General features: G+C 67.7%; 20 protein-coding genes, 1 tRNA gene and 1 pseudogene. 10 read left to right on the top strand and 12 right to left on the bottom strand.

Features of this window, described 5'->3' with window-relative positions; genetic code table 11:
- Nucleotides 1–21: 21 nt before the first annotated feature.
- A complete protein-coding gene (locus MPARV_RS0117435) occupies nt 22–807 on the bottom strand; it encodes an SOS response-associated peptidase (RefSeq protein ID WP_020379177.1) in 786 nt (261 codons plus the stop codon).
- 85 nt (nt 808–892) lie between these two features.
- On the opposite strand from MPARV_RS0117435, the gene MPARV_RS0117430 reads away from it, so the two are divergent.
- A complete protein-coding gene (locus tag MPARV_RS0117430; RefSeq protein ID WP_012228588.1) occupies nt 893–2,104 on the top strand; it encodes a glycosyltransferase in 1,212 nt (403 codons plus the stop codon).
- A 13-nt stretch (nt 2,105–2,117) separates the two neighbouring features.
- Here MPARV_RS0117430 and MPARV_RS0117425 read toward each other — a convergent pair whose 3' ends face one another.
- Together MPARV_RS0117425 and MPARV_RS0117420 are read right to left on the bottom strand one after the other, a co-directional pair.
- Nucleotides 2,118–3,593 (bottom strand): amidase, encoded by a 1,476-nt coding sequence (locus MPARV_RS0117425; protein ID WP_020379176.1) that lies wholly within the window; start codon nt 3,591–3,593, stop codon nt 2,118–2,120.
- A 75-nt stretch (nt 3,594–3,668) separates the two neighbouring features.
- Nucleotides 3,669–3,743, bottom strand: a tRNA-Pro gene (locus MPARV_RS0117420).
- 91 nt (nt 3,744–3,834) lie between these two features.
- Between MPARV_RS0117420 and MPARV_RS0117415 the strand changes: the two genes are divergently transcribed.
- The gene (locus MPARV_RS0117415) at nt 3,835–4,647 is read left to right on the top strand and encodes a hypothetical protein (protein WP_031279067.1); all 813 of its coding nucleotides are present in this window, start codon (nt 3,835–3,837) and stop codon (nt 4,645–4,647) included.
- 34 nt (nt 4,648–4,681) lie between these two features.
- On the opposite strand, the gene MPARV_RS24985 is transcribed toward MPARV_RS0117415, so the two are convergent.
- From MPARV_RS24985 to MPARV_RS0117390, 5 genes are all read right to left on the bottom strand, one after another.
- Nucleotides 4,682–4,852 (bottom strand): hypothetical protein, encoded by a 171-nt coding sequence (locus tag MPARV_RS24985; protein WP_020379175.1) that lies wholly within the window; start codon nt 4,850–4,852, stop codon nt 4,682–4,684.
- 169 nt (nt 4,853–5,021) lie between these two features.
- Nucleotides 5,022–6,620 (bottom strand): acyl-CoA carboxylase subunit beta, encoded by a 1,599-nt coding sequence (locus tag MPARV_RS0117405; RefSeq protein WP_020379174.1) that lies wholly within the window; start codon nt 6,618–6,620, stop codon nt 5,022–5,024.
- Nucleotides 6,617–7,711, bottom strand: coding sequence for a PP2C family protein-serine/threonine phosphatase (locus MPARV_RS0117400; protein WP_012228572.1), 1,095 nt, complete (start codon nt 7,709–7,711; stop codon nt 6,617–6,619). The genes MPARV_RS0117405 and MPARV_RS0117400 overlap by 4 nt, the downstream gene beginning before the upstream one ends.
- 53 nt (nt 7,712–7,764) lie before the next feature.
- Nucleotides 7,765–9,201 (bottom strand): ribosome biogenesis GTPase Der, encoded by a 1,437-nt coding sequence (der, locus tag MPARV_RS0117395; RefSeq protein WP_020379173.1) that lies wholly within the window; start codon nt 9,199–9,201, stop codon nt 7,765–7,767.
- Entirely contained in the window at nt 9,198–10,745 is a 1,548-nt protein-coding gene (locus tag MPARV_RS0117390; RefSeq protein WP_012228568.1) for a DUF512 domain-containing protein, read from the bottom strand. The genes der and MPARV_RS0117390 overlap by 4 nt, the downstream gene beginning before the upstream one ends.
- 33 nt (nt 10,746–10,778) lie before the next feature.
- On the opposite strand from MPARV_RS0117390, the gene ispH reads away from it, so the two are divergent.
- The 5 genes and pseudogenes from ispH to MPARV_RS26185 all read left to right on the top strand — a co-directional run.
- The gene (ispH, locus tag MPARV_RS0117385) at nt 10,779–11,873 is read left to right on the top strand and encodes a 4-hydroxy-3-methylbut-2-enyl diphosphate reductase (protein ID WP_020379172.1); all 1,095 of its coding nucleotides are present in this window, start codon (nt 10,779–10,781) and stop codon (nt 11,871–11,873) included.
- A gap of 182 nt (nt 11,874–12,055) precedes the next feature.
- Nucleotides 12,056–12,463, top strand: coding sequence for a hypothetical protein (locus MPARV_RS0117380; protein WP_020379171.1), 408 nt, complete (start codon nt 12,056–12,058; stop codon nt 12,461–12,463).
- Between the two features lie 41 nt (nt 12,464–12,504).
- A complete protein-coding gene (locus tag MPARV_RS0117375; RefSeq protein WP_012228562.1) occupies nt 12,505–12,831 on the top strand; it encodes a hypothetical protein in 327 nt (108 codons plus the stop codon).
- A gap of 124 nt (nt 12,832–12,955) precedes the next feature.
- Nucleotides 12,956–13,120 (top strand): CsbD family protein, encoded by a 165-nt coding sequence (locus MPARV_RS23925; RefSeq protein WP_012228560.1) that lies wholly within the window; start codon nt 12,956–12,958, stop codon nt 13,118–13,120.
- Between the two features lie 262 nt (nt 13,121–13,382).
- A pseudogene (locus tag MPARV_RS26185) lies at nt 13,383–13,556 on the top strand (phosphoketolase family protein); the annotation flags it as partial.
- A 90-nt stretch (nt 13,557–13,646) separates the two neighbouring features.
- Here MPARV_RS26185 and MPARV_RS0117360 read toward each other — a convergent pair.
- Both MPARV_RS0117360 and MPARV_RS0117355 read right to left on the bottom strand, forming a co-directional pair.
- Complete coding sequence (locus tag MPARV_RS0117360) at nt 13,647–15,038, bottom strand: class II fumarate hydratase (protein ID WP_040055717.1); 1,392 nt, start codon at nt 15,036–15,038, stop codon at nt 13,647–13,649.
- 95 nt (nt 15,039–15,133) lie between these two features.
- Nucleotides 15,134–17,089 carry an NADH-ubiquinone oxidoreductase-F iron-sulfur binding region domain-containing protein gene (locus MPARV_RS0117355; protein WP_012228557.1) on the bottom strand — a complete coding sequence of 652 codons (1,956 nt, stop codon included), beginning with the start codon at nt 17,087–17,089 and terminating at the stop codon, nt 15,134–15,136.
- 185 nt (nt 17,090–17,274) lie between these two features.
- Here MPARV_RS0117355 and MPARV_RS0117350 point away from each other — a divergent pair, with 185 nt between their 5' ends.
- Genes MPARV_RS0117350 through MPARV_RS0117340 form a run of 3 tightly spaced genes read left to right on the top strand, consistent with a single transcriptional unit; the run spans nt 17,275 to nt 19,924 of the window.
- Nucleotides 17,275–17,658, top strand: coding sequence for a DUF6285 domain-containing protein (locus MPARV_RS0117350; protein ID WP_020379167.1), 384 nt, complete (start codon nt 17,275–17,277; stop codon nt 17,656–17,658).
- On the top strand, nt 17,655–18,683 hold the full coding sequence (locus tag MPARV_RS0117345; RefSeq protein WP_020379166.1) for a phosphotransferase family protein: 1,029 nt from the start codon (nt 17,655–17,657) through the stop codon (nt 18,681–18,683). The genes MPARV_RS0117350 and MPARV_RS0117345 overlap by 4 nt, the downstream gene beginning before the upstream one ends.
- Nucleotides 18,683–19,924, top strand: coding sequence for an acyl-CoA dehydrogenase family protein (locus tag MPARV_RS0117340; protein WP_020379165.1), 1,242 nt, complete (start codon nt 18,683–18,685; stop codon nt 19,922–19,924). Before MPARV_RS0117345 ends, MPARV_RS0117340 begins: the two co-directional genes overlap by 1 nt.
- A gap of 20 nt (nt 19,925–19,944) precedes the next feature.
- Here the strand turns inward: MPARV_RS0117340 and MPARV_RS0117335 are convergent, their stop codons facing one another.
- Nucleotides 19,945–21,063, bottom strand: coding sequence for a hypothetical protein (locus MPARV_RS0117335; protein ID WP_020379164.1), 1,119 nt, complete (start codon nt 21,061–21,063; stop codon nt 19,945–19,947).
- A complete protein-coding gene (locus MPARV_RS0117330) occupies nt 21,060–23,789 on the bottom strand; it encodes a hypothetical protein (protein ID WP_157789708.1) in 2,730 nt (909 codons plus the stop codon). The genes MPARV_RS0117335 and MPARV_RS0117330 overlap by 4 nt, the downstream gene beginning before the upstream one ends.
- Between the last annotated feature and the right edge of the window lie 12 nt (nt 23,790–23,801).

The raw sequence follows: 23,801 nt of genomic DNA, 5'->3' as shown, positions 1-23,801 counted from the left end.
GTGACGCCGGGCCCAACCTGGTCAGACGAGGTTGAGCTGTTCCGATGCCGCTGGTGGATCGACCGGGTCGATCAGGTGGGGCCCCTGGTTGCGGGCGTTGTTGACCTCGACGCTCACCCGGTGGTGCGTGATCAGCCGTGCCGGCGCAGGCACCAGCAGTTGTCCGAGCGCATCGGTGTCGGCGTTGCCGGGGTCGAGCCAGGTATCCCAATCGTCGGGCGCCAGCATGACCGGCATGCGATCGTGCAGTTCGGACATCGGCTCGTTTGCCGCAGTGGTGATGATGGTGGTTGAACGAACCTCGGTCTCAGTGCCGTCGCCGTTGAGGTCGCCGCGCCAGCGCTCCCACAGCCCGGCGAACGCATAGGGCTCGCCGTCGGGTCGGGAGATGTAGTGCGGCTGCTTGCGGGGCTTCTTTGGGTTGTTCGGATCGGGTTCCTTGGTCCACTCATAAAAGCCATCGGCGGGCACGATGCAGCGGCGCTTGGCGAACGCCCTGCGAAACGCGGGCTTCTCCGCCACCGTTTCGGCCCGGGCGTTGATCATGCGATTGCCGACCTTCAGGTCCTGTGCCCAACCGGGTACCAGCCCCCAGTGAAATCCGTCGAGGCGCCGCAGGTCACCGTCTTCGTACACGACGAACACCTCGGCGGTTGGAGCAACGTTGTAGCGGCCGGTGGTTGTGCCGTGGTGAGGCGTGCGGTCGTTGGATCGCTCGGCGTTGCTGGAATCAATGCCGTTGACGTCCACCTGGAAGTAGGACGCCAACTCGTCGGGTGGAGTTGTGGAGACAAAGCGACCGCACACGGTGTGCGAGGCTACCGAACGCCGATGTCGGCAGGGCGCAGCGGTATCGTTTCGCTGTCGCCTCGACGGATGCGACCGCTCCCCCATGACCTCCGCCACCTCACCAACGAACCCGCCCCCTCTCGACGCGCCACCGCTGCTGTCGGTGATCACCCCCACCTACAACGAGGCCGGGAACATTCTCGTCTTGTTGGAGAACCTGGAGCGGGCGCTGGCCGAGGTCACCTACGAGATCATCGTCGTGGACGACGACAGCCCGGACGGCACCTGGCAACTCGCCGAAGACCATGCCGCCGCCCACCCGCTGGTGCGAGTGCTTCGAAGATTTCACGACAAGGGCCTGTCGCCCGCCGTCCTTGCCGGAATGGAGTTGGCCGAGGGACGAACGTTGGCGGTGATCGACGCCGACGGGCAGCACGATGAGTCGATCCTGGCTGCGATGGCCAGGCGGGTGGACTCGGGCGAGGCCGATGTTTGCGTCGGGTCCCGCAATAGCGACGGGGGAAGCTACGGCGACTGGTCGCGCGGGCGGCGACTGGTGTCCTGGGTGGCCACGCTGATCGCCCGACTGTTTCTGCGGGTGCCGTTGACCGACCCGATGTCCGGCTATTTTGTGATCAGCCGGGAGGCATTCGAGGACGCCGCACCCGATGTCAACCCGCAGGGCTTCAAGATACTGCTGGAGTTTCTGGGGCGTCGCCCGGAATTGTCGGTCGCAGAGATGGGCTACACCTTCCGTAGCCGCACGGCGGGCGAGACCAAACTGAACTCGTCGGTCATCCGTTCGTACCTGCTGGCGGTGTTCGACCTGCGCTTTGGTCACATGGTCAAGCCGCAGTTGTTGTTGTACACCCTGGTCGGGCTGGCGGGGGTGGGGGTCAACTTCGGCGCCATCGTGGTGGGTGAGGCCGTTGGGCTCGGATCGATCACCACCGGGTCGGAGGCCATCGATCCGTTGGCGATCCCCGTGGTTGTGGGCCTCCTCGCCCAGCTGGTGATGACCTTCACCGCCAACAACTGGTTCACCTTTTGGGAGAACCGATACCAGGGTTCGCGACTGCTGGTGGGTTTTGGGCTCTTTGCTGTGATCTCCGCCTACGGGCTGATGATTCAGTTTGCGGTCGCCAAATGGTTCGACACGCTCAACCTGGGTGGCGGTCTGCTGTCCGAAGGGGTTGCCGCAGCGCTCCATCAGCTGATCGCCATCCTGGTGGCATTTCAGGCCAGCTACTTCCTCAACGTCAACCTCACCTGGCGCCGACGAGAACGCGACGAGGCGCTCCGAGCCGTCGGGTAGCGGACTGTTTCATTCAGATGCGGGCCACGTGGGTGGCCGGCCGGCGGTGCTGCCACGCCAGCCGCTCCTCCAGTTGGGCCCCCACCGCCAGCAGCTGGTGATCCCGACCCCACCGTCCAACCAGCTGGGCTCCCACGGGCAAACCGTCGACCATGGCGACCGGAAGCGAGATGGCGGGCTGTCCCGAGATGTTGAACGGCGATGCGTAGGTGACGAGCTCCGCCGATCGCATCACGCCGGCAAGCGGGTTGTCGTCCTGTGGCCGGAACCCGCCGAGGGCCCAGGGCACCTCGGCGCAGACGGGGGTCAATAACAGGTCGTAGCGCTCGTCCTCCCAGAACGAACGGATCCGGCGACCCGCCCGCATCAGACCGTCGATGGCCGCGTCGAAACGTGGGCCGGGAACGTCGGCACCCATGGCGCACAGCGCCCAGGTGTGGGCTTCGACGTCGGCCTCGGTGACCGGCTCGCCACCGAGCACCTCGAAGCCGTCGACGCTGCGGCGAACCCACACCGAGAAGGCGTCGAGGAACCAGCCCATCACCTGCCCGTAGAACGCCTCGTCGGTGAGGATCGGGGGGGTGGTCTCCTCCACCTGGTGGCCAGCCTCGGCCAGCATCGAGGCGGTCGCCTCGACCACGCCCCGCACAGCCGCCTCCACCACGACGCCGCCCGGTGCCGCCGTGGTCCAGGCAATGCGGAGGGGCGGCGATGCAGCCGGCGATTGGGCCGAGCCGGCCGGGAACCGCGTGTGCACCTGCGGTGAGGCGAGTGGGTCGGGACCCGCCAAAACATCGACAAGCAATGCGGTGTCGGCGACGGTGCGGGTGACCCCGAGTCGGGCCACCAGGCCACCCCACGGGTCGATGTCGGGGAAGGTGGGCACCAGGTCGCGGGACGGCTTCAACCCGACCAGGCCGCAATTGGACGCCGGGAGCCGAATGGAGCCGCCCCCGTCGCCCGCATGGCCGATGGCGACGACACCGGCGGCCACCGCGGCAGCCGACCCTCCCGATGATCCGGCCGGGGATCGGGTGAGGTCGTAGGGATTGCGACATGGTCCCACCGACACCGGCTCGGTGGAGGGCACCAGGCCAAGCTCCGGGGTGTTGGTCTTGGCGATGATGATGGCCCCCGAATCGATCAGCCGCCGGAACAACAGTGAGGTTTCGGTGGCGACGTACCCCAGCCGCTTCAGGTAATTGCTGCCCGCCCAGTAGGGCTCGTCGGCGAAGGTGCCGTCCAGGTCCTTGACCACCACCGGGACACCGTGCAGCGGACCGCGCTGGTCGGGGGCGGCGGCGTCGGCGGTGGCCGCCTCGTCCAGGGCCCGTTCGTAGCGTTCGTGCACGATGCAGTTGAGTGCCGGGTTCACCGCCCGGGCGCCGGCGATGGCCGCTTCGACGGCCTCGACACTGCTGAGATCGTGGCTGCTGATGGCGTTGCGTTGGGCGATGGCGTCCATGTCTGCAAGCTCTGCTGGGGTCATGAGCGCGAGCGTACGTTGAGGCGGTGCTGCGACGCGACGGAACCCCCGCCAGGGCGGGGGTTCCGAGCAGTGGAGTCGGGCTGGGGAGATTCGAACTCCCGACCTCTTGACCCCCAGTCAAGCGCGCTAACCAAACTGCGCCACAGCCCGAGTGAGTCGGTGAGTGTATCCCCGGACCGCCCAGGGCGCGAAAGTGAACGATGGAGTGCACCCCCTGCTCAGGGCGGTAGCGTCGCCGAACATGAGCAACGATGGCGGTTCCGATGATCGCAACGACACTGACCGGGGCTTCGACCCCGCAGCGGATGAAGGTGCAGATCCCGGTTTCGAACCAACCGGGGTGTATGGGGTGGGGTCCACACCGGCGCCGGAACCGGATCAGACCGGGGTGTACGGATCACCAGGCACCACCGCGACGGCACCCTCGTGGTACACGCCCGGCGATCAGACACCGCCGCAACCCGCAGATCCTCACCCGACGCTGGTGCAGCCGGTCCCCGGGGCACAACAGCAACCGGCAGTCACACCCGGATTTACCCAACCCCAGCCCCAGGCTTCGCCGCCCACCCAGGCCTACCCCTACCCTCAGCCCCAGCCCCAGCCCCAGCCGCAGGTCTCGCCAGGATCGAACCCGGCGGTGGGTCCCCGCCGTTGGAACCTGTGGGCGGGCGTCGCCGCCGCTACCTCGCTTGTCGCCATCGGCAGCACGTGGCAGTTGGCTGACATGGTCGGCGACCTCGGCGACCTCGCGCTCCGGCAACAGTTCAGTTTTGCGTTGCAGTCGGGCCATCTGGTGCTCGGCGTGCTGACGCTGTTGGCCCTGGCCACGAGAACGCGGGTTCCGACCGCGGTGCTGACCTTCCTCCTCGGAGGATCGCTTCTCGCCATTTCCGGATACGGGTTGTATCTCCAGGTGGATGACTTTGGTGACGTCTACGGAACGTCAGATGCCATTCAACGTGTCCTGCCCTTCCTGAGCGCACCGGTTCCGTTGGCGCTTGCCACGATGCTCGCCGCATTCCTGCTTCGGGTGAACAGCGTCCAGCCTCGCTGAGGTCGCTCCGGGGCTCGACGATGGACCCCAGGCGTCAGAACTTGCCGATCAACCAGACGATGCCCTGGACGAGGCGCCAGCCGAGGTAGATCGACAGCACCACCACCATCACCCAGAAGTGCCAGGGCGCCACCTTGCCGCTGGCCTTCGCCTCCTGGTCGGCATCGACGGCGTCGGTCGGGATGGCCTCGTTCGATGCGGCCACGCCAGGTGGGGGTAGAGGGGCGGCCTGGTGGCCGTCCGGACAGGTGCCGTCGGGGTTCAGCGTGGATTGTGTGTAGAAGCGATTGCAGTCGGTACACCAGGGCAAAACAAAACCTCCGGGGACGCACGACCCGATGGCGAAGGGGTATGCGCTTGATTCGGGTACTGGTTTACACCGGCGGCACGCCGTGGCGCCGGTCGGAGAAGTGACGATCCTTGCCCTCGGCCCGCAGTAGGCGCAGATGGATCTCCCGGCGCAGGTCGCCCCAGTCGATCACGGCGTCCACCACCAGCTCGGAGGCCAACCGCAGCAGATCGACGTCGGCCTCATATTCGGAGCGGCGCTCCGCGACGAACGCCGCCTGTTGGTCCGGGTCTTCGATCTCGGCGATCTTGTTTGCGAACACGGCGTTGACGGCGGCTTCCGGGCCCATCACAGCGATCTTGGCGGTGGGCAGGGCCAGGGTGGCCACCGGATCGAACGCCGGGCCGGCCATGGCGTAGAGCCCGGCTCCGTAGGCCTTGCGAAGGATCACCGAGATCTTTGGCACGGTGGCCTCGGACACAGCGGTGATCATCTTGGCGCCGTGACGGATGATGCCCTGACGTTCGACGGCCGTGCCGATCATGAAACCGGGTACGTCGGCCAGGAAGACCAGCGGAATACTGAAGGCGTCACACAGCCAGATGAAGCGGGCCGCTTTGTCGGCCGAGTCGACGAACAGCACGCCACCGACGACGGCCGGGTTGTTGGCCACGATGCCGACGGGACGGCCCTCGAGCAAACCGAACCCGGTGACCAACTCCGGTGCGAACAGCGGCTTGATCTCGAAGAACGACTCGGCGTCGATCAACCCGTCGATCACGTCCCGCACGTCGTAACCGGCGGTCTCGGCGGCGGGGACGATGGTGTCGTCCAACTCGCGCGCCGGCGGCACGGGCTGGTAGGTCGGGGGCGGCAGACGCCAGTTGGACGGCAGGTAGGTGAGGTACGCACGCACCGCGGCGATCGCCTCGAAGTCGTCGGCGGCCAGGTTGTCGCCGGAACCGGACACGGTGGCGTGCATGCGGGCCCCGCCGGTCTCCTCCAGCGTCGCCTCTTCGCCGATCACCATCTGGGCCATGCGGGGGGAACCCAGGTACATCGAGGCGTTGCCCTCGACCATGATCACCAGGTCGCAGAACGCCGGAATGTAGGCGCCGCCGGCGGCCGAGGGGCCAAACAGGGCACAGGCCTGGGGGACCCGGCCGGAGAGCTTGACCTGATTGTGGAAGATGCGTCCGGCGCCGCGGCGCCCCGGAAACAGCTGCACCTGGTCGGTGATGCGGGCCCCTGCAGAGTCGACCAGCCAGGCGATCGGAAGCTCCTGGCTGAGTGCGGCCTCGGTGGCCCGGACGATCTTCTCCACCGTGCGGGCACCCCACGAGCCGGCCTTGACCGTCGGGTCGTTGGCCACAACCACGACGGGTCGGCCGTCGACGTCGCCAATGCCTGTGACCACGCCGTCGGCCGGCAGATCGCGGGCCGAGGCGTTGGCCAAGAGGGCGTCCTCGATGAACGTCCCCGGATCGCAGAGCAGGTCGATGCGGTCCCGGACGAACAGCTTTCCCTGCGCGTCAAGCTTGGCCCGGCCGCGCTCAAGGTTGCCCGCCCGGGCCCGTTCGCGCGCAGCGGCCAACCGCGCGGTGTCATCGGCACCGTCGCCCGGCTCGACGACAGCACTCGTTGTGTCGGTTGAAAGGTTCGCTGTGTCCTCATTTCGGTTCATCGACGTCGGACCGCCAGCACCGTCAGGTCGTCCTCCAGATGTCCTGACGCGTGGTCGACGGCGGCGTCCAGAAGGCCCTTGGCCACCACGTCGGCTGCCGAACCGGCCTCCCGGCGCAGGTGGGCGCCGATGCGGTCGGTACCGAATTGAGCGCCGCCGGAGGTACGGGCCTCGACCAGGCCGTCGGTGTAGAGCACCAGCAGATCGTCGGCTGCGAATTGAAGTTCACGGCTGGCGTAGCGGGCATCGGGGCTGAGCATGAGGAGCGGGCCGGTGGAACGCATGGCGATGAGTTCCCGTTCGATCAGGGCCATGTTGGTGCAGTGGCCGGCGGAGGCGTAGCGAAGGGTGCCCGCCTTGGTGTCGATCACGGCAACCAGCAACGACAACAGATCCTCCGGGCCGGAGCTGGCACCGAGGTGTTCGTTCAGCTCCTCGAGCGCCTGACCGGGGTCCCGAAATCGGCGCAGGAACGAGCGCAACACGTACTTGCTCTGGAACGCAGAGATCGACGCCTCAACCCCGTGGCCGGTGGCGTCGCCGATCACCACTGCAAGACGGCCACAATCCAGTGGTACCACGTCGAGGAAGTCACCGGTCACGATGCCGGCTCCGGCGTGGCCGGCCCGACCAAACTCGAGGTCCTCGACGTCAGCCATCAGCGCGGGCACCAGCCGCTCTGTCCACTGGGCGGTCACTTCGGACTCCTGAGCGATCACCTCTTGAGCCTGCTGGTCGAGTCGCAGCCGTGTGAGAAACAGCCGGCCGTCCTCGGAGCCCCGCCGAACCTGGATGATGGTGATCCACACGGGGACGATCAGGAACACGACGGCCACCACCGAGCTGGCCCAGTCGGTGGCGGTGCCGTCAAGGGCATGGACGCCCGCCACCAGGCACACCACCAACCAGAGCGATGTGGCGTGAAGGTGCTGGCGGATCGATGCCCGTGCCATCGATGCGGCGTCGCTTCGTGGCTCATCGGCGAGGATGCGCTGGCTTCCCCGCCATCTGGACCAGGTGGCGGCCGCCCACTGGCCGGTTCCCAGGGCGGCGACGACGGCCACGATCAGTTGCAGGGCGGTCGCGCTCACGCTCGCCACACTACCTGTCGCCGGTTCTCGTCGAAACGCCCACCGGCGATCGCCTAATCGCGGCGCTTGACCCGAAGCTTCACCGGCGAGGCCTCCAGGTTGAATCGCTCCCGCAGGCTCCGCTCCAGGTAGCGCACGTAGCTGGTGGGCAGGTCCCGGTTGGTGAACAGCGTAAAGGTGGGCGGCTGGGTTGCGCCCTGGGTGGCATAGAGGACCCGGGCCCCGTGGGGGGCCGGTTGGGCCTGCTGCGCGGACCGGATGGCCTCGTTGACCAGGCGGGTCGGGATGCGGGTCTGGTAGGCGTCGATGGCCGACTCGAGGGCCGGAAGAATTCGTTGCACCCCCTTGCCGGTCAGCGCCGAGATGCGCAGCACCGGTGACTCGCCGATGAAGTGCAGCTTCTGGCCCACCTGATAGGTCACGTCGTGGCGTGCCTCGGTGCTGAGCAGTTCCCATTTGTTGAGCACGACGGCGATGGGGCACCCGGCTGCATCGATGCGTTCGGCCAGTCGCTGATCCTGGTGGGTGACGCCCTCGGTTGCGTCGACGACCAACAGGGCGATGTTGGCGGTGTCGACCGATCGCAGCGCCCGCACCATCGAGAAGTACTCGGTGCCGGTGTCCACCCTGGCCCGGCGGCGCATGCCGGCGGTGTCGATGAATCGCAGGGCCCCCAGTTCGGTGTCGACCACGGTGTCGACCGAGTCTCGGGTGGTGCCGGGCATATCGTGCACCACGGCACGCTCCGACCCGATCAGGCGGTTGAACAGCGTGGACTTGCCCACGTTTGGGCGTCCGACCAGTGCCACCGACACCTCTTTGCCGGTGACCCGATCGATCGGACCCTCGTCGGGGTCGTGCTCCGGGATCGCATGGGAGTCGACGAAGGGCTCCCACGGCGCCCGCTCCTCCACCGGGCCGGGCTCGATGCCCACCCCCTCGGGCAACAGTTCGACGATGGCGTCCAGCAGGTCGCCTGTGCCGCGTCCGTGAAGCGCTGAAATGGGAAACGGATCGCCAAGGCCCAGCCCAAGGAAGTCCCAGATGAGCGCCTCCCGCCCGGTGTCGTCCACCTTGTTGGCAACGACCAACACCGGTCCGGAGCGTCGACGGATCAATGCTGCGACCTGATCGTCGTCTTCGGTGGTGCCCACGGTGGCGTCAACAACCATGAGGATCACGTCGGCCTCGTTGAGGGCGGCCTCGCTCTGGGCCGACACCTTGGCGTCCAGCTCGTCACCCTGTTGTGACCATCCGCCGGTATCGACCATGACAAAGCGCCGGCCGGCCCACGACGCCTCCGTCTCGTGCCGGTCACGGGTGACGCCGGGTCGTTCCTCAACGATCGCCTCGCGGCGACCGATCACCCGGTTCAACAGCGTGGACTTGCCCACGTTGGGTCGACCGATGATGGCCACTCGGGGCAGCGCCGCGTCGGGCGGGGGCGTGTCCCTGACGTCGGCTGAGTTGTATGCGGTCTCGTTGGTCACTGGCCACTCTCGATCAGTTCAGGTTGGTTCTGGTGGCGTCCGGCAAGGCGCCGTTCGTCCAAGTGCAGGGCTCGGCGAAGCGCGACACCGTCGGTGGCCACCACCTCGACCTGACGGGGCAGATCCTCAACGGTCAGCCCATCGAGGAAGCGCCCCTGAGACAGGCAGACATCCGGCAACAGGTAGCGGTGGTCGGCCGGTTCGTCGCTCAAGGTGCGGATGAGGTCCTCTCCCACCATGAGGCCGGTGACCCCCACATTGCCGCCGAAGAAGCGGTTCTCGACCACCAGAAGACGAACGTCGCTGAGACCCAATGGTGCCAGCAGTGGTTCGAGCACCTGGGCACCGAGCGGCCCGGTCAACACCCCGACCGGGCTGTTGACGTTGGGACGCGTCGGGCGGGAGGCCCCAAGGGCCACCGGCGTTTCGGAAGGTACGGGACGTGCTTCGGGGGCACGCGCTTCGTTCGCCTGCGAACCGAATGCGGCGGTACCGCAGCCGCTGCCCGCTCCCCCATCGTCGGCTGAAGCGGCGCCGCCCTCCCATCGGGGGGCCCGGTAACCGGTGGCGGGCGCGCCGTCGACCCACGAGAAAAAGCCCGGTTGCACGCCGATTGCCTCGTCGGTGGCCCCCACCAGTTCGGCCTCGAAGGCCCGGGCCATGCCGATGCCGTCCTCGTGCATGCCGAACCCCTCGTAGGCGTCCGGGCTGGGAAATGGAAGACCCGCCAGCAGGTAGTACTCGTCGGCAACGTGGATCATGCGGCGTCCCAGCACGGTGCGCGCAACCTCGGCCCAGCGTTCGGCCGAACTCACCACCGCCCGAGCCTCGGCAATGGTGTGAGGGCGCATGCGGGCTTCCTTGTTGTACTTCGACACCCCAAGGGGCACCAGCGCAACGTCGGCGAGCTGTGGATACTCCTCCAGCACCCCCGCCAGCGTGTCCTCCAGGATCTCGCCGTCGTTCACCCCGGGGCACACCACGATCTGACCGTGCACCTCGACCCCGGCATCGAGGAGTGCCCGCAACCAACGCAGGCTGGTCGCTCCCCGAGGATTTCGCAGCATCTCGGTGCGGGCGTGCGGGTCGGTGGCATGGATCGACACGTACAGGGGGCTGAGGCCCTCGGTGATGACACGCTCCAGGTCGGCCTCGGTGAATCGGGTCAGGGTGGTGAAGTTGCCGTACAGAAAAGACAGCCGGTAGTCGTCGTCCCTCAGCGACAGGCTGCGCCGCATGCCGGGAGGCAACTGGTGGATGAAGCAGAACTCGCAGTGGTTGTCGCAGGTGCGGACGCGATCGAAGACGGCGGCATCCACCTCGATGCCCAGGGGGGCGCCGGCGGCCTTGGTCAGCTCGATCTCAGTTTCGAGGCCGCCCCTGGCCACTTCCAGGTGCACCTCGGGCTCGTCGGTGAGCACCCGCCATTGAATGACGTCTCGGATGGCCTGGCCGTTCACGCTCACCAACTCGTCGCCGACGACGAGCCCGGCAAGATCTGCGGGGCTGTCGGGGATGACGGCGACGACAACGGGGGCTGACACTCACCCATCGTAGCTGTCGTTACCCTGGACGGCGTGAGCACCGCCGTACCCCAGCACCCCGAACCCGCAGCCCAGGTGACAGCGCCGATCGACGCGATCGAGGGCGTGGAGGCGGTGTTGTTGGCCTCGCCGCGCGGCTTCTGCGCAGGTGTGGAGATGGCCATCAAGGCGCTGGCCTGGCTGGTCCGTGCCCATCAGGGACCCGTGTACTGCTACCACGAGATCGTGCACAACGCCCGCGTGGTGGAGCGCTTCGAGGAGCAGGGTGTGATCTTCGTCGATGACGTGTCCGAGGTGCCCGAGGGCGCCCCCGTCATGTTGTCGGCTCACGGCTCGGCGCCGGAGGTCGTGGTTGAGGCCGGTGCCGGTGGCGGCCTGGTGGTGGATGCAGTGTGCCCGTTGGTCACCAAGGTGCACCACGAGGTCAAGGTGCGCGCCGGCAAGGGTTACCAGATCGTCTATGTCGGCCACGAGGGCCACGAGGAGGCGGTGGGCACCATGGCGGTGGCGCCCGAATCGATCCACCGCGTGGAGTCCCTTGCTGAGGTGGAGGCGCTTCCTCCGTTCGAAACCCCGGTTGCATTGCTGGCCCAGACAACGCTGAGCCATCGCGACTGGTCCGACGTGGCCGAGGCCACGCGCGACCGGTTCCCCGAACTGTGGATGCCGGGCCGATCCGACCTGTGTTTCGCGACGACCAACCGTCAATCCGCCCTGATGGAGCTTGCCCCCCGCTGCGATGCGGTCGTCGTGGTGGGCTCATCCAACTCGTCCAACACCCTGGCGCTGGAGAAGCTGGCTCGGGAGGCCGGGTGCGAGCGCGTCTATCGGGTGAACGCCGCCGAGGAGTTGCCGTCCGACCTGGTTGGGACGGTGGGCGTCACCGCCGGGGCGTCGGCGCCTGAGGATCTGGTGGCATCGGTGATCGAACGTCTTGCCCCAACGTTTGGTGTCGAGGAGCTTCGTATCACCGAGGAGGACGAGTACTTCCCGCCCCCGCGGGCGCTCCGGGAGATGCGGAGCACCATCGAGTTGATCGCCGGCCTGGGGTTCGGTCGGATCCCGGGCGACAACGTCGACGCCGATCGTCGGCTGCCGGCCTCGGCCGTACTGGCCGCCCTGGGATAGTTCCTCGGCTCGAATGTGAAGATCCACCCCGATCCGGACTGAGACGTCGGTCACCCGTCTGGCATCCCGTGGAGGCGATCTGCAATACTGTTCCTCGGCCCGCCGGGATGCCCACCCATCCCGGGGGCCACTTTCTTTTCCCCTCTTGGTGTTGAGGCACTCCTCCGCCCGAAGGCCCCCCAATGCGCCCCGCACTCGACGTACTGCGCCTGTTCCTCCACGTCGGATCGGCCACCGTGTGGCTTGGCGGCATGGTGACACTGGCCGGGATCGCTCCCACGCTTCGTGCCATCGATCCGGACGGTCCCGGCAGGGCCACAGCCGCCTTCGCTCGTTTCGCCTGGCCTGCCTACGGCATCCTGATCGCCACCGGCATCTGGAACATCCTGTCGATTCCTGTGATGAGGACGCTGGGTATCGGGTACCAGATCGCTCTCAGTCTCAAAATTTTGTTGGCGGTCGCCTCGGGCCTGGGTGCGTTCATCGCACAGTCTCCCAACGCCCCGCGTGCCGCCGTGCCCGCCGCTCAGGCGCTGGCAACGCTGGGCGCCGCCGGCGCGCTGCTGATCGGTGTGGGGCTGCTCGGCTAGGTTCTTCCCTCTCTCCCACCCCTATCGAAGGACTTGTACCGATGTCGCCCCGTCAGAAGCTCAGCCCGCTCCAGGAGACCGAGGCCCGCCGCGTTGCAGCCGCCGAGGCCAAGGCGAACAAGAAGGAGCGAACCTTCTCCGATGAGGAGAAGGCCAAGCGCAAGGAGCGGGTGGAAAAGGCCAAGGACGCGCTGAAGCGCTCGGCCGAGCTCAAGGGCGATCACGTGCCACCCGCCCGCAAATCACTCAAGACGTTTCTGCAAAACCTGAATGGGCCCAACCAGCCCGACGACGCCCGTTTCGAGATGATGGTCGAGGCGCCGTTCAAGGTTCCGCCGAAGAAGAAGACCAACGACCGTCGCTTCTAGGCGTAGGTTTCGGGGGCCGCGCAGTGTGCCGCTCGTCGCAACGACCTGCGTTTGAGCAGTCCAGCGACGGGTACCCACTTGGTGAACGTCCTCGCAACCAGCGGGACCTACCGAGAGGCACTACATGTCAGGCGATACCGACAACGTAAAGGGCAAGATCAAGGAAGCTGCCGGAGATCTGACCGGTGATGATGACCTGAAGCACGAAGGTCAGGCGGACAAGGCGACTGGCAAGATCAAGAACGCCATCGACGACGTCAAGGACAAGATCACCGGTAACGACGACTAGTTCGGCCCAGCGACGCCGGCGCACCGTCCGAGACGCTGCGCCGGTGTCGTCTGCGTGGGCCGGCGTTTGGAGTGGTCGCTGCGGTGCGTCGGAGACCTTCCAGTGGCGGAACGCGTCGGCCGCTCGTGTTCGGCCGGTCGTACCTTTTAACCACCGGATGGATCCAGTGATCTTCGTGCCCGGCGATCGAACGGTGTTGCTCCGGACCTCGGTGACCCGCATCCCAGGCGGAAGCGAGGCAGCAGCATGTCGAACTACGACGGCGTCGGACGTGAAGCCGCCGGTCGTCGGCCAATGGGGGACGACACCGGGGCAGAACTTCATCGACGTCCACCTGAACCGCGTGATCTGCGAGCGCGATCTCGACAGGTTTTACATCGCGGGTCCCGGGCACGGTGGCCCGGCGTTGGTGGCGAACACCTACCTGGAGTCCACCGGACGCCCTCCACTCCGTGGGGGCAATGGTCGGGTGGACCAGAGCTGACCGGTGCCAAAAACCCAGGTCCGGATCGCGGACGAGCGCTGCCTACATCACGCCGCCCTCGGTCATCTTCTTGATGTCGAGGGCGGCATCCAGCTCGTCCTCCTTCATCAGCCCGTCGGCCAACACCAGTTCGCGTACCGACTTGCCTGTGGCCACGGCGGTCTTCGCGATCCGGCTGCCGTTGTCGTAACCGATGTACGGGTTGAGCGCGGTCACCACGATGGCGTTGCGCTCCACGAGCTCGCGAGCCCGCTCGGCGTTGGCCTCACAGCCGCGCACGCAGCGCTCGGCAAAGGTGGTGGCGGCGTTGGCCAACAGGTCCACCGACTCCAGCAGCGAGTGGGCAAGCACCGGCATCATCACGTTGAGCTCAAAGTTGCCCAGCGCACCGGACCAGCTGACGGTGGAGGCGTTTCCAACCACCTTGGCGGCCACCTGCATCATCATCTCGGACATCACCGGGTTGACCTTGCCCGGCATGATCGACGAGCCGGGCTGCAGCGACGGGATCTTCAGCTCGGAGATGCCCGAGGTGGGGCCTGACCCGAGGAAGCGGATGTCGTTGGCGATCTTCACGTAGCTGACGGCAATCGTGTTGAGCACCCCGGCGGCGGCGACGGCCGCGTCCTTGGCGCCCTGCGCCTCGAAATGGTCGTCGGCCTCACGGAACGCCATGCCGGTGCGTTCGGCCATCAGCTCGATCACCCGGGCAGCGAAGCCATCGGGGGCGTTGATGCCGGTGCCGGTGGCGGTGCCACCCAACGCCAGCTCTTCGAGCTCGGGCAGCACCCGCTCGAGGCGGGCCTGGCCGTGCCGGATCTGACTGGCGAAGCCACCGAACTCCTGGCCGAGCGTCACCGGGGTTGCGTCCATGAGGTGGGTGCGGCCCGACTTGACCACGTCGGCAAACTCGCTGGCCTTGGCAGCCAGGTCGCCCGCCAGCGTGTCGAGGGCGGGAAGAAGTTCCTCGCGTATCGCGGCCACTGTGGCCAGGTGGATGGCGGTCGGGATGACGTCGTTGGAACTCTGGGCGTAATTGACATCGTCGTTGGGATGCACCCGGTGGGTGCCCCGCTCGCCGTCGAGCAGTTCGGAGGCGCGGGCGGCGATCACCTCGTTGGCATTGGTGTTGGTGGAGGTGCCAGAGCCGGTCTGGAAGATGTCGAGCACGAACTGGTCGTCGAGTGCCCCGTCCATCACCTCGTCGGCGGCACGACGCGTGGCGTCGGAAGCCTCGGAATCCTTCGCTCCCCGTTCGGCGGCCACGGTGGCGACCGAGCCCTTGATCAGGCCGAGCGCCCAGATGAAGCGACGGCTGAACCTCAGGTTGGAGATCGGGAAGTTGTCAACCGCCCGTTGGGTGGACGCCATGTAGTAGGCGTCGGCCGGCACGTTGACGTCGCCCATCGAATCGGTTTCGGTGCGGTACTGCACGGTGGCTCCTCGGTTGCATGTCGGGCGCCGCACATCGGCGCCGGGGCCGCTCACGGCGGCCCGCAGGCGACGCTACTGCCGGGCGCTCGGCGGCTCTATTCGGGAGCGCCACGTTCCAGGTCGAAGTCGATGGTTGCCTGCATCGCCCTGCCCAACTCCTCGATGTCAGCGTCGCTGAGATGGCGGCTGAGCAGTGGCTCCACCACCATCTCCTCCTCGGCGATCAGTGCCTCGATGTCGGCGGTCACCTCATCGAGCGTGCCCTCGCCGCGGGCGTCCCGCACCTGCGTCAGGCACTGCTCCGCAAGGTCGGCGTCGTAGGCCGCGGTCCAGGCGGCGTCATCGCCGGGTACCGACGCCACGCGGCGCAACATCGGAAACAGAATGCGCTGGCCGACGTCGAGATAGATGGCCAGCACCCGCTCCAAGCGGTCCAGGTGCGCCATCCGCTCGTCTCCCTCCGTGGCCTTGGCGTTGTCGAGCGAGGTCCGCATGGCCTGGTGGGCGGTGTCCAAGAGCTCGAACGGGTAGCCCTTGCCCTCGTCGACGGATACGGCGGGGGCCTCCGGCCGCTCCTCGGAGGCCTCGAGCACCTCGGGGCTGGCGCCCCGGAGGCGGTCCACCGGGGTCTCTCCCGAATCGGCGCCGCCGTGGCTCCAGTCGAGGTTCTTGTCGGCGTAGCGGCCGTCGAGCACCACCTCGTCGCCGGCGATGTCGGCGATCGGGGCGATCAGCACTCGTTGTACCTTCGGCCGGCGTCCCTCGACGTGCTCGCGGAACTCGGTCTGCAACAACCTGAGCGCGCCGGCGGTGACGTCCTCCTGCTGGCGACCAAGCCCACACCGTGCCCCGTTGGACACGGTCTTCGAGAGGCTGGACAGCGCCGCCAGCGTGCGGGGCGAGCCGTCGTTGGCCAGGATCGTGTCCAGGTGGGTGCTGATGGTCGCACCGTCGCTCTTGCACGGCTCGCACTGGCCGCAGCTCTCGACGGCCAGAAAGTGGGCGATGCCGGCGGCGACGGCCACCAGGTCGGTTCGTTCGTCGAACACCAGAAAGCCGGCCGAGCCCATTCCCGAACCGATCGTGCGCATATCCTCGTAGGTGACCGGGGTGTCGAAGCGGTCTGCGGGCACCATGGCGTTGGCGGTGCCGGAGACGGCGGCCACGTAGCGGTGTTGTTCCTTGGGCGGGCCGCCCAGATCGTCGATCACGGCTTGGAGGGTGACACCCATCGGGAACTCCCCCACCCCGGCGCGAGCGGTGTCTCCCGAGACGGTGGCAACGAACGTTCCGGGCGATGCCTCGGTGCCCAACTCGCGGAACCACTCGGGGCCGTGGGCCAGGATCTGAGCGACGTGGGCGAGCGTCTCCACGTTGTTGGCCAGTGCAGGCGACTCGGCGCTGCCCGTCTCGGTGGCCAACTGCACGTTGGATGCCATGTTGCGCTCGCGATTGCGGTCCTGGGGTTCGATGCCGCGCCGGTACGGCGGTGCCACACGGGGGAATGGGCCCCGCCCATCGATGACCTCCAGCAACCCGGTCTCCTCACCGAACAGGTAGCTGTCGGGCCCCTCCACCACCGTGATGTTCACGTCGGTGGCCACCTTGTTCGCCTGAAACTCATCGATGGCTGAGCGGACCCGCTTCAGTTCGTGCTCGAACGAACCCTTCATGGCCACCACCACCCGGGGCGAAGACACGGCGTAGGCGGCAATCAGCGCACCTTCCAACACCCGGTACGGGTTGGTGCGCAGCAGGGTGCGGTCTTTGAACGTTCCCGGCTCGCCCTCCGCTGCGTTGACCACCACCGAGGTGGGGGCCGTGAACGACTCGTTGCCCAGCACCGTCTGCCATTTCACGCCGGTGGGAAATCCGGCGCCGCCCCGGCCGCGTAGCCCCGCGGCCTTGATGACGGCGATGACCTCGGTGGGATCCATGCCGGCCGCTGCGGCCAGGCCGGCGCCGCCCCCGGCGGCGACGTAGGCATCGAAGCTCTCGACGGGGGCTGCATCGAGCACCCGGCTGACCGTGGAACGTTGGGCGGTGGACACAGGCGGTCTCCTTGAGTCGATGGTTTCAGCCGGTTGGACAACTGCGGTGCCCGACGATTTCGACGGGATTCCCGGAGTCGGCGCAACCGGCTGACTCGACAGTACCCGGGTTGGTCAAGGTTGCAACCCGGCTGCCCGGTTTCAGTTGGTTCCCCCGGCGCGATGGCCTCCGATACATTCCGGGCATGGGGGATCAGCCGAGCGCGGAGGCGCTCCTGCGGGCGATGGCTGCGACGCTGGCCGATCAGGTGGTGCCGAACGTCTCGGGCGGGCCGAGGCACTCCGCCCGGGTGGTGGCCAACCTGTGCACCATCCTGGCCCGGGAGTTGGCCTCCCCCGGCCCCGGCGAGGTCGACGAGCAGCTCAGGGCGTTACTCACCGACCGGGTCGGCGCCGGCGTGAGCGGGCACAACCTGCCGGCGCTGCTCGACGACCGTCTGCGCGAGCACGACGAGGAGTTCGCAGTGCGGGCGTTGCCGATCCTGCGTCTGGATGTGGAGCGGCGCCTGGCGATCTCGAAGCCGTCGTATCTGCACGACCCTGGCGCGGCGGGCAGCGAACGGGCGTGAAGGAAGCCGGTGGGCCACCTGGGGCGCTCGAGGTGGCGTTGGCCGAACTGTGCGTCGGCCGGCACTGGGACGACCCGACCGTCACGGTGACCGGAACCGCATCGGTGGGCGCCCAACGGGCGACCCTGTTCGTCGACGTGACCGAGGGCGGCGAGACCACCCCGGCGGTCGCCCAGGTTGGCGGTGGCATCCTGACGACCATGCCGGCGGTCACCGAGGCGTCGCTGATCATGCTGACGGCCACCGAGGGTGTGCCCGTGGCGCAGGTGTATGCGGCATCGAACTCGGCTCCCGGCATTGATCGACCGGTCATGGTGCTCAGCAGGGCACCGGGCCTGTCGATCCCCCGCCAGGTGTTGCGCTCGACCGCCGAGCTGAAGAGCGGCGAGGCACTCGCCCGGGATTGCGGCACCGCACTGGCCAACCTCCACCGCATCCCCGCAGGAGCCGCGCCCCCGGAACTCGACCGGCTGAGCACGCGTGACACATTCGGCGACTACTGCGACCGCCTGACGAGCAGCCTGGACCAACTTCCCGATCCGCACCCCGCCATACGCCTCGGCGTCGAGTGGCTTCGGCGACACCGGCCGTCGATGCCTCCCCGCCAAGCGATCGTCCACGCTGACTTTCGCAATGGGAACCTGCTGGTGGACCAGGGTCGGCTGAGTGCCGTGCTCGACTGGGAACTGGCCCACGTCGGCGACCCAATGGAGGATCTCGCCTACCTGTGTCTTCGCACGTGGCGTTTTGGCAACGACCACCTGACGGTGGGCGGGTTTGGTTCCCTGGAGGCACTGCGTGGCGCGTACGAGGCCGGAGGTGGCGACTGGCGCCATGACGCGTTTCGGTGGTGGCTGGCCGCCCGCACCGCCTGGTGGGCCTGTGGCCTGGCCGCTCAGGCGGCGGCGTTCAGCGCCGGCATGAGCGACTCGATCGTGCTGGCGGCCGGCGGCCGACGCGTGGTCGAGTTGGAGTACGACCTGCTCAACCTGATCGACCCCGCCGTACCCGAGGAGTGCTTCTGATGGATTTTGATCTGCCGTCCGATCTGGTCGCCTATCTGGGTGAACTCGACGAGTTCATCGAAGCGGAGATCGCGCCGCTCGAGGCCGAGAACATCGAGTACTTCGACCATCGGCGCGAGCACGCCCGCACCGACTGGGACAACGACGGGCTGCCCCGCCCAGAGTGGGAGGCACTGCTCGTCGAGATGATGCGTCGGGCCGACGCCGCCGGTCACCTTCGCTACGCCCTGCCCGAGGTGGTGGGCGGCAGGGGTGGGTCCAACCTGGATATGGCGGTCATCCGCGAGCATCTGGCAGCCCGTGGCCTGGGTCTACACAACGACCTTCAGAACGAGACGTCGGTGGTCGGCAACTTTCCATTCATCCTGATGATGCTGGCCAAGGGGACCGAGGCCCAGCAGGCCGAGTTCATCGACGGTGCGTTCAACCGCACGCACCTGGTGGCGTTCGGTCTGACCGAACCCGGTCACGGCAGCGACGCCACCTTCCTCGACACCAAGGCGGTGCGCCGCGGCGGCTCATGGGTGATCAACGGTACGAAGCGGTTCAACACCGGCATGCACCGGGCCACCCACGACATGGTGTTTGCGAGGACGGGCGGCGCGGCCGGCGACGCCGACGGCATCACCTGCTTCATCGTGCCCACCGCAACCGCCGGGGTGAAGATCGGCACCTACTGGTGGACCTTCAACATGCCCACCGATCACCCGGACGTTCACTTCACCGATGTGGTCGTCGGTGAGGACGCGGTCTTTGGGGAGGTGGGCAGGGGTCTGGAACTGGCCAACATCTTCGTGCACGAGAACCGCATCCGTCAGGCGGCCTCCAGCTTGGGCGCGGCGCAGTACTGCATCGACGAGGCGGCCAGGTACGCAACAGAGCGTCAGCCGTTTGGCCGTCCGCTGTGGAAGAACCAGGCCATCCAGTTTCCGTTGGCCGAGCTGCACACCGAAGCCGCCATGCTGCGGGCATTGATTCGTCAGACCGCCTGGCGCATGGATCGCCACGGCGCCCTTGAGGTGACCTCAGAGGTGTCGATGTGTAACTACCGGGCCAACCGGCTGGTGTGTAACGCCGCCGACCAGGCCATGCAGACGTGCGGCGGCATGGGCTACACCCGACATCTGCCGTTTGAACACATCTACCGGCACCACCGTCGCTATCGCATCACCGAGGGCTCCGAGGAGATACAGATCCGCCGGGTGGCCGGCGTGATGTTCGGGCAGCAGGCCAAGCGGTAGGAGGCACCGCCGGGCTGTGCTCAGCCGGTGAACCTGGGTGACAGCGGCGTGGCCGTGGGCGCCGCATCGTTGGCGGCCGCACCCCGGTCGTCGTTGGAGGCGCCGTCACCGTCGCTGGACGGCGCGTCGGGACACGATGCGGGCCGCACCGTCACGTCCACAGTCTCACCGCCGACCGTCACGACGGGTACCTTGGCGTCGGCGTCCAGGTTGATCTGTTGACCCTCCGGCATGGGCACCACCTTGGTGACGCCGTCGACCTCGACGGTCAGGTCAAAGGGGGCGGCGCCCCCGCCGTAGATGCCGGGAAGCCCGACCGAGTCCAGCAACGTCTTGTTGGGATCGAGCGAGAGGGTGGACTGAGTCGCCGGCGACGAGCAGCCGGGCACGAAGTCCGCCTTCACCAGATTTCCAAATCCAGTCGTGTCAACGTCATCGGCGATGCTTGAACACCCGATCCCGGCCACCCTGGCAGGCACCCCATCGAGCAGGACGTCACCCTCGGAAGCTCCTTGAGGAACCTCGATGATCACCAAATCCGTGGTGTCATCGTGGGGCACGAGCTGGTACTCCCTACCGTCGACCGTGGCGGTCACCGGCCGTCCGGTCGTGTTCACGCCAAGCAACGTCGGCAGGGAGACCGGGCCGAAGGTGCACGGCCCAAACAGGGCGCCCGCCGGGGCCGGTGGGCTGCAATACGGCTCGATGTAGGCCAGGGTGCGGTTGATGAAGGTGGTGATGTCCTGGCGATACACCGCCCGGGTGGGCTCGGGGACGTCGAGGTAGTTGCCTCCGGCGGCGGCGACCGCGTCGGTCAAGCGGGCCAGCACGGATGGAAATGCGGCCAGGCCCTCCTGGAGCAAACCGGGCGCAGGATCGTCGGGGCCGAGCGAGGCGTAGGCCGCATCGAACGCGGCCTGACCGTCGGACAATTGGAGCTCGTAGGTCGCCTGGTCGATCGGATCGGCGAGCCACACCACGGCGAAGCCGGTGACCGGACCGCAGAACCCGGGTTCTGGCACGGGTTCAGCCGCCTGCGCCGTGGCGGGTGCCAGGGTTGCCAAGGTGGTGCCCAGCAGGACGGCGAGCGCCATCATCGGCAGCCACCGCCGGTGGCCTGCGTTCGTTGTTGCGGTCATGGTGTTGTCCCCCGACGCAGAACGTTATCGAACAGGTCGGCCGTCAGTGGTGCCAGCACGCTCCAGTCGAGTTCCTTGCGGCGTCGCAGCGCCCCGCGCCGGGCGCGGTCGACGTCGGCGTCGGTCAGCGAGTCCAGCGCCGCCGCGATCGACGCCGAGGTCTGCCCCACCGGCAGTCCGGCAGCGCCCAGGTGCTCGGTGAGGTAGCCCCACTCCGATCGAAGTGTCGGCAGACCGAACCCCACCGAGTCACCGGCCGCCCCGGTGGTCAACATGTCACCCGCCTCGTCGAAGACCAGTGCCAACACGTCGCAGGCCACCAGCCGTGTGGCGTAGTGGGCGGCGTCCACGTTGCGGTACGCCTCGGCGATGGGGATGCGGGGGTCGTCCGGGACCAGCTCGTCACCCCGAAGCGACCAGCACACCAGCTGAACGTCATCGCGACTGCAGGCGGCCACGCCGTCGAGCACCTGCTGCACCAGCTTTTCGGCCCGGGGCGCGCCCACGATGCCGATCCGCAAACCGGCCGGTGACAGGCCGAGGCGGCGTTCGGCCTCGGCCCGATCGGGCGGCTCGGTGGCGTTCCAGGTGGCCCCAAAATGGCCGTGGGGAATCACCCGGTGCACACAGCCCGCGCCGAAGTCGTAGCGGCTGCGCAGGCGCGCCTCGCCCCAGGCGCTGTGGTGGATGACCCCAGCCACCGCACCCGCCCAGAGTTGGTAGATCGGATCGTGGATCTCGGGCTGCTTCTCGTGCGGGGTCAGGTTGTGAGCCGTCCAGACGATGGGGATGTCGGCATCGTCCAACGCCTCGACGATGCGCCGGTGTTCGTCGAGGTCATCGAATGCGGTCCACTCCGGCCAGTGCAGGTGCAGCAGGTCGATGCTGCGAAACCCGGGGTCGTCGACGGCGTCCCACCCCACCGGCGATCGACGTTCCACCACCCGGTCCCTCATCGCCGGGTAGAGGGCCTGGTGATAGTGGCTTCCGAACGCGGTGGAGCCCGCCCGGATCAGCGGGGTGACCCTGACAGAGTAGGACAGCGAACGGGCCGGGGTGAGGTCCAACTGGTGCACTTTGGCAAGCTCCGACCACGAACTTCGCCACTCCGACACCCCGTCGACCGGCACGGTGGTGGCCTGACCCTCGCCGCGGTCGACCTGCCACTCGACCGTCAACGGCACGTCGGCCACCTCGGGGATCATCACGCCGACCGCAACCGGCGGCCGGTCGAAGGTCAGGTCGTCGCGGAGCACGATCGTGCGCCCTTCGACCGAAAGGTCCATGGTTCGGCTTCCTGCCAGCGGTGCCGTCGCCTCCTCCCCCTCGACGCCCGCGCCCGACTCGATGAAGGACTCCCAGCGGGCCACCACTCTGCCGTCCCGATGCTCCACCGAGTTGGGCAGACCCCCGGCGGTGAACCGCTTCAGACGGTCGATCACCAGCGGGGTCCAGGTGGGCAGGTCGCGATCGACAGGCACCTCCCAACGCCCCGGTCGGTGCAATGCAGGCAGATAGTGGCTCCGTGTGGCACCAACGAAGGGCACCGCAAACCCTGCGCCGGCCGATCGGTGGGCCCACACACCGGCCGGGCGGCCGGTTTCGAATGCGACGAGCCGGTCGACCGGCGGGTAGGCCTCCCTCGCTGAGGCCGGCGTGAGGTCAGGGTCGACGTCGCCGAGCGCTGCGGCCGCCCATGCGATCTTGCCCAACAGGTCGAACGTCAGCTGCAGGCGCCGCTCCGGACCCCGGTAGGCATCCTGAGCGCGGTAAGCGTGCGCCGTGGTGAGTCCCCCATCGTCGAACCCGTCGAGCAGCGTGGTGGTGGCGTCGACGGCCCGGCGCAGCCAAACGGCAGGGTTGGTGAGGCCGAAACCGGTCGGGTCATCCTGGGGATCCCGCGCACGGTGCTCATTGTGTCGGCCCGACCTGGATTCAGGCCGACTCATGGCGAAGGCCGCCAGCTCCAGGGTGAGCGCCGTCGACAAGTCGCCGGTGGAGCGACCCCACGGCACCGACGTGCCGTGGCGGTCCCCCACAGCCAGCACCAGGTCGAGCGCTCGGGCCATCCCCCGTTCCCACACCTCACCAAGCCGGTCGGCCAACGGCTCGGTGAACAGCCACACGTCGGCGGTGTAGATGTCGTAACGCCCGATGCCATCATTGGAGTCGTCGAGGGCGCCCAACGGGTTGGCTCCAACCACTCCCCGGACACGTTCCACCAACCCGTCAAGCCGAGCGGTGTCGTCCACCAGCCCCAGGTGCACCCGCCTCAGCTCGCAGCGGGCCAGCACCCCGGCGTAGTTCCGGGGCAGCACTCCGGCGTCGAGCAGTTCCAGCCAGTCCGAACTGTCGACGGCCTGAGCCACCTGAGCCACCTGCGCATCGCTCATGGCGCGGAGCAGCGGGCTACCGTCGAACCGGCCATGTGCGAGCAATGTCTCGGCGATGCGGTAGGAGAAGAACGTGTTGGTACCGGCGCCGTCGATGTCGCCAAGCAACCCGATCAGGATTTGGTCGAGAGGTCGTCCGGCCACCTCCCCGACCCCGGCCCGGGCCAGGTGATGCAGGGTGAAACACACGTCGGCTCGCACGTCGGCGGCCACCTGATGCCCGGCGAAGAAGCGGGGAATCCGCCAATCAGGCAGGTGCGCGCGTTCGACGTCCTCCAGGGTGGCGACCACCAGTTGTCGGAGGTGCTCCGCCAGTTCACCGGCCGTCGTCACGGCTGAAACGGC

The sequence above is a fragment of the Candidatus Microthrix parvicella Bio17-1 genome (genome assembly GCF_000299415.1).
Taxonomy (GTDB): domain Bacteria; phylum Actinomycetota; class Acidimicrobiia; order Acidimicrobiales; family Microtrichaceae; genus Microthrix; species Microthrix parvicella.
Note: the sequence above shows the minus strand (reverse complement) of the source record. Positions and strands in the feature narration are given on the sequence as shown.

What these genes read in the sequence shown, in the direction of transcription:
- MPARV_RS0117430 (WP_012228588.1), top strand. Translation starts at nt 893, where the DNA reads ATGACCTCCGCCACCTCACCAACGAACCCGCCCCCTCTCGACGCGCCA.
- MPARV_RS0117425 (WP_020379176.1), bottom strand. Translation starts at nt 3,593, where the DNA reads ATGACCCCAGCAGAGCTTGCAGACATGGACGCCATCGCCCAACGCAAC.
- MPARV_RS0117415 (WP_031279067.1), top strand. Translation starts at nt 3,835, where the DNA reads ATGAGCAACGATGGCGGTTCCGATGATCGCAACGACACTGACCGGGGC.
- MPARV_RS0117405 (WP_020379174.1), bottom strand. Translation starts at nt 6,620, where the DNA reads ATGAACCGAAATGAGGACACAGCGAACCTTTCAACCGACACAACGAGT.
- MPARV_RS0117380 (WP_020379171.1), top strand. Translation starts at nt 12,056, where the DNA reads ATGCGCCCCGCACTCGACGTACTGCGCCTGTTCCTCCACGTCGGATCG.
- MPARV_RS0117375 (WP_012228562.1), top strand. Translation starts at nt 12,505, where the DNA reads ATGTCGCCCCGTCAGAAGCTCAGCCCGCTCCAGGAGACCGAGGCCCGC.
- MPARV_RS23925 (WP_012228560.1), top strand. Translation starts at nt 12,956, where the DNA reads ATGTCAGGCGATACCGACAACGTAAAGGGCAAGATCAAGGAAGCTGCC.
- MPARV_RS0117350 (WP_020379167.1), top strand. Translation starts at nt 17,275, where the DNA reads ATGGGGGATCAGCCGAGCGCGGAGGCGCTCCTGCGGGCGATGGCTGCG.
- MPARV_RS0117340 (WP_020379165.1), top strand. Translation starts at nt 18,683, where the DNA reads ATGGATTTTGATCTGCCGTCCGATCTGGTCGCCTATCTGGGTGAACTC.
- MPARV_RS0117335 (WP_020379164.1), bottom strand. Translation starts at nt 21,063, where the DNA reads ATGACCGCAACAACGAACGCAGGCCACCGGCGGTGGCTGCCGATGATG.